Origin of the sequence: Treponema sp., from assembly GCF_045657965.1 — a bacterium.
Taxonomy (GTDB): domain Bacteria; phylum Spirochaetota; class Spirochaetia; order Treponematales; family Treponemataceae; genus Treponema_D.
In genome coordinates this window covers 1-5,038 of sequence record NZ_JAZOUG010000165.1, presented here as the reverse complement: position 1 = coordinate 5,038, position 5,038 = coordinate 1, and the positions used below count along the sequence as shown (strand labels likewise).

At 32.0% G+C, this 5,038-nt stretch carries 7 protein-coding genes and 1 tRNA gene; 6 read left to right on the top strand and 2 right to left on the bottom strand.

The features are described 5' to 3' along the window. Together ACKI5B_RS06080 and ACKI5B_RS06075 are read left to right on the top strand one after the other, a co-directional pair. The coding region (locus ACKI5B_RS06080; RefSeq protein WP_407426846.1) for a helix-turn-helix domain-containing protein at nucleotides 1–108 on the top strand (108 nt) is incomplete at its 5' end. 13 nt (nucleotides 109–121) lie between these two features. Then, nucleotides 122–883, top strand: a complete 762-nt coding sequence (locus tag ACKI5B_RS06075) for a DUF6675 family protein (RefSeq protein WP_407426844.1) — start codon at nucleotides 122–124, stop codon at nucleotides 881–883. Here the strand turns inward: ACKI5B_RS06075 and ACKI5B_RS06070 are convergent. Beyond that, nucleotides 834–1,556 carry a pseudouridine synthase gene (locus tag ACKI5B_RS06070; RefSeq protein ID WP_407426842.1) on the bottom strand — a complete coding sequence of 241 codons (723 nt, stop codon included), beginning with the start codon at nucleotides 1,554–1,556 and terminating at the stop codon, nucleotides 834–836. The two genes, ACKI5B_RS06075 and ACKI5B_RS06070, sit on opposite strands and share 50 nt — an antisense overlap. Next, nucleotides 1,553–2,545 carry an RluA family pseudouridine synthase gene (locus ACKI5B_RS06065; protein WP_407426840.1) on the bottom strand — a complete coding sequence of 331 codons (993 nt, stop codon included), beginning with the start codon at nucleotides 2,543–2,545 and terminating at the stop codon, nucleotides 1,553–1,555. Before ACKI5B_RS06065 ends, ACKI5B_RS06070 begins: the two co-directional genes overlap by 4 nt. Nucleotides 2,546–2,717: 172 nt before the next feature. Here ACKI5B_RS06065 and ACKI5B_RS06060 point away from each other — a divergent pair. The 4 genes from ACKI5B_RS06060 to lnt form a co-directional block, all read left to right on the top strand. Next, nucleotides 2,718–2,789: transfer RNA gene (locus tag ACKI5B_RS06060), tRNA-Glu, on the top strand. A gap of 87 nt (nucleotides 2,790–2,876) precedes the next feature. Continuing rightward, nucleotides 2,877–3,155 carry a 30S ribosomal protein S20 gene (rpsT, locus tag ACKI5B_RS06055; protein ID WP_407426838.1) on the top strand — a complete coding sequence of 93 codons (279 nt, stop codon included), beginning with the start codon at nucleotides 2,877–2,879 and terminating at the stop codon, nucleotides 3,153–3,155. An 82-nt stretch (nucleotides 3,156–3,237) separates the two neighbouring features. Continuing rightward, nucleotides 3,238–3,549, top strand: a complete 312-nt coding sequence (locus tag ACKI5B_RS06050; protein WP_407426836.1) for an HU family DNA-binding protein — start codon at nucleotides 3,238–3,240, stop codon at nucleotides 3,547–3,549. Continuing rightward, the coding region (gene lnt / locus ACKI5B_RS06045; RefSeq protein WP_407426834.1) for an apolipoprotein N-acyltransferase at nucleotides 3,521–5,038 on the top strand (1,518 nt) is incomplete at its 3' end. The genes ACKI5B_RS06050 and lnt, both read left to right, overlap by 29 nt.

Below are 5,038 nucleotides of genomic sequence, written 5' to 3'. Positions count from 1 at the left end.
GCCGCCAATAAAGGCAATAAAAGCAAAACTGCTGAAGTGCTTAAAATAGGCCGCAAGACGCTGCATAGAAAGCTTGCAGAATATGGCATGGAAAGTGAAGAAGAGTAAAATAATAATCTTTTTGATTTTATCAGTTTCATTTCTCTTAAAAGCCTTTTCACAACAGTCAGTAAAAATTATGGAAGGGGAGATTGAATATCTTTTTAATGAACGGCTTTCTGAGCTTGAAATGATTTCACTTCAAAATGGTGAAGTAGTCTGTAACAGTATCGGAAAATTAAAATATGCCCGCATAAATCAAATTCCTGAAACTCGTCAGCTGATTGACTCTGTAAAAAAAGTGAATCCAAATCACCTTGCTGAAATTATAAAAATTCTTCCCTATGAGGGGTATGAAGATCTAACTGAAATAGTTTCAGAAATGCTTAAAGACGAAAAAAGTTATACTTCAATTCCGTTTTATGTAAATAATGAGGGAAAAACCGTATATCTTTATGCTGATGCAAAAATTCAAAGTATTGTCCAAAATAATGAAAAAGAAATAATAACCGAAAAGTTTTTAATGAAGCCGCTTGATTATTACACGGCAGAAATTGAATCAGAAAAAATGGGAAATTATTTTTTTTACAGTATGAAAAATAAAACCCGTGTCCGTTACAGGAGTTTTTTCAGTGCAATTGGTAAAGAAAAAATGATTGCCGTTATATCAATTTTTCATTACGGAGAAAACTGGATTATTTACGCTTTAGGCGGTGTTGATATTATAAAACTTCCATTCATTGATAAAAAAGTTGACAGAGCTTTTTATAAACGTATAAAAACTTTTTGCCTTTTTACATTTGAAAGGTTAGAGGAGTTTGTGTCAAAGGGTGCGGAAAACTGATTTTAAAAGCTCTGAATTCCATTTTGATTTTTGTATTTTTACTTCGTGCTTCAGGATTGTAAATACAGTCTCCTTTAATTGGAAGTCCTGCCCATGAAAGATGACATCTTACCTGATGACGGTAACCTTCTTTTATGTGACAGACTGCAGTATCTTCGTTTTCAATAAAAACTTCTGTCCGGTAAATTTTTTGGCCTGCTTTTTTTAATGCAGCCCTGCCTGCATTTTGAGTAACAGGTCTGACTTCACAGCCATTTTTTCCAAATGAGCGGAAACAGCTTTCTATTGAAAAACTGCTTCCTGAAGAAATCGTTTTAGTATTTTCAGAAACCGGTGGAAATCCCTCCAGAAAATCTGATATATTCTGAACTTTTGTAAATTTAGCCTGATACCATTTTTCAAACAAGCCTTCTTTCTGGATTTTTATAAAAAAATCAAAGGCTTTTTGTGTTGTTGCAATTAAAACTAGTCCTTCCGTTTCTGTATCTATTCTGTGTACAAGACCGTATTCAACTTCCTTTCTGCCATGAACATTTTTTATTTGAGGAAATTTAAGGATTGCCTGAGTAAGAATACTTTCATCTCCCTCTTTAAGAGGTGCAGTTGCAATTCCAGCAGGTTTTTCGACAATTAAAAAAGGTGAGTTTTCATCTGGGGTATGAATTATTTTCATGATTTTGGTCCATATTTTTGATGAAGTGTCTTTAACACTTTTTTAAATCTTAAAGGCACAGGTGCTTTAAAAGTCATACGCTGTTTACTTTCTGGAAGCCGTATTGAAAGCAGATATGCATGAAGCATGAGAGTTGCATTTTCAAAAGGAGAATTTTTCAGATAATTACCATAAATTGAATCTCCCATAATCGGGCAGCCAAGGTATTTCATGTGAACTCGGATTTGATGAGTACGTCCGGTTTTTATTCTGATTTTCATCAGTGAAAATGGGCCGTAGGTTGCAAAACATTTGTAGATTGTGCACGCATATTTTCCCTGATTTGTTCCTGTAACAGCTTTAAATTTTTTCCTGTCTTTTGGATCTCTGATTATCTGTGTTTCGATTTTTCCTTCAAGAATTTTTGGATGTCCACAACATATTGCAATATATTCTTTTTTTATGCGGTTATGATGCAGAAATTCGTTATGCAGGAATTCTTCCGAGTCTCTGTTTTTGGCTGTTATGATTACACCGGAAGTATCTTTATCAAGTCTGTGGATAATTCCAGGCCTTCTTTTTATTATCAGTTCTGTCAGAGACAAATCATCTGCTTTCTGACTGATTGCTTTTCTTCCCCAATGGTATAAAAGCGCATTCACAAGAGTGCCGCTCCAGTTTCCGCTTGCCGGATGAGTTACCATGCCCTGTTTTTTGTTTACTACGGTAACATTTTCATCTTCATAGATAATTTCTAAGGGAATGTCTTGTGGTACAATGTTTTCCGGGATATTGTCTTCCCATTGAATATCTATTTTGTCACCGGCTTTTACTTTAGCAGAGAGTTTTGATTTTTTTTCATTTAACAGCAGTTCTGTAATCCCAGATTTGAGCTTTGAACGGTTCATAGATAAACCATTCAGTTCTTCAGAAGGTAGAGATGCTATATATTTATCAAGCCTTGTGCTTCCCTGATAATTATCTGGAATTACTGTATGCAGATATGGCAATTATTTTTGCTCCTAAAAAAAACTTAGTTATTTTATATTATGTTTGTGATAAATAAAAGGTAAACTTGAAAAAAAAAACAAAAAAATTAAAAAAAAAGATGTTTCAGTTATTGACTAAATTTTTTAGATTTGCTATATTATCAGAGTCAGCTCGCTACTGAGTTGCAAAGATGTCTCCTTCGTCTAGTGGTTAGGACATCGGGTTTTCATCCCGACAACAGCAGTTCAATTCTGCTAGGAGATGATTTTATACCTTGCAACAGTGTTAAGTTTGCAAGGTATTTTTTTAATCTTGATAGTAAATAATTATTTTTTTTGGGAGATTTTTTTTATGGCAAGAAATCAGACATCAGCACAGAAGAGATTCCGCCAGAGCGAAGTACGCCGCATGCACAATAAGGCAATTAAAAGTGAATGTCACACTTATGTAAGACAGTTTGTTGAAGCTGTTCATGCAAAAGATTCTAAAATTGCTCAGGAAAAACTTAATCTTTTAACTTCAAAATTAGATTCTGCACGCAGTAAGGGTGTTCTTAATAGAAACGCTGTTTCACGAAAAAAGTCTCGTATGCAGAAACTTTATAATACTACATTTGCAGCTGCAAACTAGTTTCAATTTGATTTTATTATAAATGTGCTATCTGATTGTATTTATTGTGCACTTCAGATAGCATTTTTTTTAGGTGTTTAATATGTCTGTAAAAAAAATAACTAAAAGCGATATTATTGATAAGGTTCATGAATCTACAAAAATTGAAAAAAAATTACTGCAGGAATCTTTTGATGCAATTTTTGAAGAAGTAAAAAATTCTTTAAAAGAAGGTTCTACTATTGAATTAAGAGGTTTTGGTACTTTTGAACCTCGTTTACGTAAGGGACGTGATAAAGCACGTAATCCAAAGACAGGTGAAGTTCTTTCTGTAAAACCTCACTATGTAGCAGCATTCCGTGCAGGTCAGGAGTTAAAAAAGGCTCTTGTGGAGATTCCTGTTGCAAAGAAGTAAAAACTTTCTTTTATTGTTTTTATCGGTTTTTCTTTTCTTATTAAGCAATCCGTCCTTTTTGTGCGAGGACGGTATTTCTTTTTTATCATGGGTATGTTATTTTCCTTTATTTTTACTTTTAGATAGAATATCTTTAAAAAAATCTTTTCTTTACGGCTTTGCATATGGTTTTATTTCATATATTTTACTTTGCTGGTATCTTTCCTCCTTTGGTTTTGCAGCTCTTTCTTTTGTAAGTTTTCTTTTCGGATTTTATTATTCAGTTTTATTTTTTATATTAATCTGGGCAAAAATAGTATTTCCATCAAAGTACAGAAATTTTTTCTGGCTTTTTCGTATTTTTATTTTAATTTCATTTGATTTACTTCGTTCTCGTGGAATTTTTGGCTTCTCTTATGGAATTACCGGCTATACTCAGTGGAAAAACCCTGTTTTTTTAAGATTTTCATCACTTTTTGGTGTAAATGGAGTAAGTTTTCTAATTTATCTGTTTAATTCACTTATTTATGAACTTTTAATATTTAAAAATAAACAGATTTCTGCTTTTTTTTCAATTTTTCCGGCAGTTTTTATTTTTTATTTATTTCCATATCAAACAACTGAAAAATCAGAATTAAACATTGCATTGATACAAAATTCTTCATCGGCCTCATCAAATTCTATTTCAGATTTTGAAAATGACGCACTGCTTTTAAAAAATCTTACAGATAAAGCTCTTGAATATAGTCCGGAAACAGAATTGGTTGTCTGGCCGGAAACGGCAATTGTTCCTGATATTATTTATCATTCAGAAAATTTTTCTGATTCAAGACGGCATAGACTTGCAGTTGATTTAATCGACTATTTTAAGGAAAAAAAATGTGCTTTTCTTACAGGAAACAATCATATTGCTGGAAAAAGAAATTATAACTCAGCAGTTTTTTTTCATCCTGATAATAAAAATTTCGAAATCTATTCGAAAAATCATTTAGTACCTTTTACAGAATTCTGGCCGTCATTTTTAGATTTTAAGTTCTTTGATTTTATCAAAAAAAGATTAAACTGTGAGTTTTTTTCTATGGGAAATGAAATTTCAGTTTTTAAAATCGGGGGCTTAATATTTGCCTCTCCAATTTGTTTTGAAGACTCATTTTCACCTTTGATTTGTTTGATGAAAGAAAAAGATGCAGATTTCTTAATTAATATAAGTGATGATGCCTGGTCTAATTGTAAAGAAGCTCAAAAAATACATTTGTCAATGAGTGTTTTTCGTGCTGCAGAATATAATTCTCCGGTTATAAGAAGTACTATTGACGGTATAACCTGTATTATTGATTGTCATGGGAAAGTTATTTCATATCTTAAAAGTGGGACAGACAGTTTTTTGACTCACAAACTGGGAATTCCTAAAAATTCTAAAACAATGTATTTTTATATTAGGGATTATCCTTTTTTTTTAATATTAATTTTTACAATTATTTTGCTGTTGATTTTCTCTGTTCAATTTGTT

What these genes read in the sequence shown, in the direction of transcription:
- ACKI5B_RS06070 (WP_407426842.1), bottom strand. Translation starts at nt 1,556, where the DNA reads ATGAAAATAATTCATACCCCAGATGAAAACTCACCTTTTTTAATTGTC.
- rpsT (WP_407426838.1), top strand. Translation starts at nt 2,877, where the DNA reads ATGGCAAGAAATCAGACATCAGCACAGAAGAGATTCCGCCAGAGCGAA.
- ACKI5B_RS06050 (WP_407426836.1), top strand. Translation starts at nt 3,238, where the DNA reads ATGTCTGTAAAAAAAATAACTAAAAGCGATATTATTGATAAGGTTCAT.